This is a genomic window from Teichococcus aestuarii, from assembly GCF_042651065.1.
GTDB classification, from domain to species: Bacteria; Pseudomonadota; Alphaproteobacteria; order Acetobacterales; family Acetobacteraceae; genus Pseudoroseomonas; species Pseudoroseomonas aestuarii.
In genome coordinates, this window is sequence record NZ_JBHSCH010000136.1 from 1 (window position 1) to 2,378 (window position 2,378).

The 2,378-nt window shown below is 67.5% G+C and carries 1 protein-coding gene; it reads left to right on the plus strand.

What is annotated here, in order from left to right; genetic code table 11:
• Positions 1-2,378: glycosyl hydrolase (locus ACFOY6_RS23890; protein ID WP_379652431.1), on the plus strand; the 2,378-nt coding region annotated here is incomplete at both ends.

Below are 2,378 nucleotides of genomic sequence, written 5' to 3' on the forward strand. Positions count from 1 at the left end.
ATGACCGCTCTTGGCGTATATGTCGGCAACGACCCGGCTCTTCTGAACAAGTTCACTGGCTGGCTGGGCGATGCGCCCGATTACGTCCATGGAGTGGTCGGTTATTCCAACTGGAAGGATTACACTTCTTCCGCGAACTGGCAGCTGAGCCTCTGGAAGCCGACGGGCGTCGACATCCAGTGGTCCATTCCGCTGATCAGCAAGGAAGGCAATCTCGGCACGGCCGCGAGCGGGGCCTACAACCAGTACTATAAGAGCGTGGCCGAGACGCTCCTCAAGGGCACCCCCGGGGACGGGCCGATCATGGTCCGCACCGGCTGGGAGGCGAATGGCGACTGGTTCTTCTGGAATGCCATCGGCAAGGAAGAGGCCTTCAAGGGCGCCTTCCGCCAGATGGCCAGCACCTTCAAGGAGGTGTCCGACCGCTTCCAGTTCGAGTGGAACATCAACCACGCCAATGGCGGCATCGACCCGGCGACGATCTATCCCGGCGACGAGTATGTCGACGTCATCGGCATGGATTTCTACTACAAGCCGGAATACCAGGGGAACGACCCGGTCGCCGCCTTCAACCGGATCGTCAACGAGAAGTACGGCCTGCAGTGGCTGGAGAACTTCGCCAAGCAGCACAACAAGCCCACCGCCTATTCCGAGTGGGGCGTGAAGGGCGACAATGCCGGCCCCTTCGTGCAGCTGGCCAAGGAGTGGTTCGAGAAGCACAACCCGGTGCTGCAGAGCTACTGGGACTCCGACGCCGCCTACCCCGGCAAGCTGTCCGACGGCTCCGACCCCCGCACCGGCGCGGTCTTCAAGGAGGCCTTCCGCAACTGGGGCGATGGCGACATGACGTGGCCGGATTTCGGCGGCAAGAACACCACGCCGCCGCCCAAGCCCGGCACCACGCCGAACATCCCCACCGAGAACGGCAGCAGCGACGAAACCGCGGGCAAGCCGCCGGGCGCCGACGACCCGGTGACCGCCACCCCCGCGCCCACCACGCCTGCGCCCACCACGCCTGCGCCCACCACGCCCGCGCCGACCACCCCTGCGCCCACCAGCCCGGCCCCGACGAATGGCGAGGCCGCGGTGAGCGCCGCGCCGGCCAAGTCCATCAAGGGCAGCTCCGCCAAGGAGACGCTGACCGGCACCGCCGGCCATGACGAGATCACCGGCGGCGGCGGCGACACGCTGAAGGGCGGCGCCGGCGACGACACCTACGTCATCACCACCGGCGACGTGGTGGTGGAGCTGGCCGGCCAGGGCATCGACACGGTCAGGACCTGGCTCAACAACTATGTCCTGCCCGACAATGTCGAGAACCTGATCCTCACCGGCACGGGCTGGAACACGCTGACCGGCAACGGCCTGGCCAACCGCCTGGAGGGCAACCTCAACCCGAACGTGCTGAACGGCAAGGGCGGCAACGACATCCTGACCGGCGGCGGCGGCAACGACACCTTCATCATCGCCAAGGGCGAGGGCAACGACACCATCACCGACTTCCGGGGCGGTGCCGGCGCCAGCGACGTCATCAAGCTCGACGGCTTCGCCTTCAAGGACTTCGCCGCCGTGAAGGCCGCCGGCCAGCAATCCGGCGCGGACGCGGTGCTGAACCTCGGCGACGGCCAGGTCCTCACCCTGAAGGGCGTGCAGCTCTCCAGCCTGGCGGCGGATGATGTGCAGCTCGTCAACATCAAGGCGCCGGCCGTCACCACCCCGCCGGTGGCCAACCCGCCGGCCACCAGCACCCCGGCGCCGACCGCGCCCGTGGTGACCACCCCCGCGCCGAGCACGCCCGACGAGGCGCCGAAGATGCTGCCCGCCAGCGCCGCGCCCACCAAGTGGTTCTATGGCAGCAGCAAGACCGAGACGCTGACCGGCACCGATGGCCACGACGCCTTCAAGTCCGGCGGCGGCAACGACACCATGAAGGGCGGCAAGGGCGACGACACCTATGTCGTCTACACCGCCGGCGACAAGGTGGTGGAGCTGGCCGGCCAGGGCACCGACACGGTGGAGACCTGGCTGAGCAGCTACACCCTGCCGGACAATGTCGAGAACCTCATCATCACCGGCACCTCCTGGACGGCGGCGACGGGCAACGCCCTGGCCAACCGGATCATCGGCAACAGCTCCCCCAACGTCCTGAACGGCCGCGGCGGGAATGACGTGCTGACCGGCGGCGGCGGCGACGACAAGTTCGTCATCGGCAAGGGCATGGGCCACGACCTGGTCACCGACTTCCAGGGTGCCGGACGCGCCGGCGGCGACATGCTGGTGCTGGAAGGCTTCGGCAAGGGCGCCAGCATCTACCACGAGGGCAGCAGCGTCTTCGCCATCAAGGCAGCCGATGGCTCGGTGGACCATGTCACCCTGCA